The 387-nt window shown below is 31.3% G+C and carries 1 protein-coding gene; it reads left to right on the forward strand.

Annotated elements, in window-relative coordinates:
* Positions 1 to 319 (forward strand): ATP-binding cassette domain-containing protein (locus BPMYX0001_RS10815; RefSeq protein ID WP_081449585.1); only part of this gene is annotated, 319 nt, incomplete at its 5' end.
* Positions 320 to 387: the final 68 nt, after the last annotated feature.

Consider the following 387-nt stretch of genomic DNA (forward strand, 5'->3'; position numbering starts at 1 on the left):
GTTATCGGACTTTATTGAAGAGCACGAGATTGATGAGACGTTATTTAAATCCATCCTACGTAAGATGGATTTTGACCGAATTCAATTTGAGAAAGATATATTTCATTATTCTGGTGGACAAAAGAAAAAGCTACTTATCGCTAAAAGTTTATGTGAGAAAGCTCATTTATATATATGGGATGAACCATTAAATTTTATTGATATTTATTCGCGTATGCAGATTGAAGAGCTTATTCAACAATTTAATCCCACAATGGTTATTGTTGAGCATGATAAGGCATTTCAACAAACAGTTGCAACAAAAACTATATCTATATAGTTCAAAGTGAGTGATTGAAGATATAATCAGTAAATCAAGTCATTAAACTATAGGGCGCTTTAATGGAG

It is taken from the genome of Bacillus pseudomycoides DSM 12442, from assembly GCF_000161455.1.
Taxonomy (GTDB): domain Bacteria; phylum Bacillota; class Bacilli; order Bacillales; family Bacillaceae_G; genus Bacillus_A; species Bacillus_A pseudomycoides.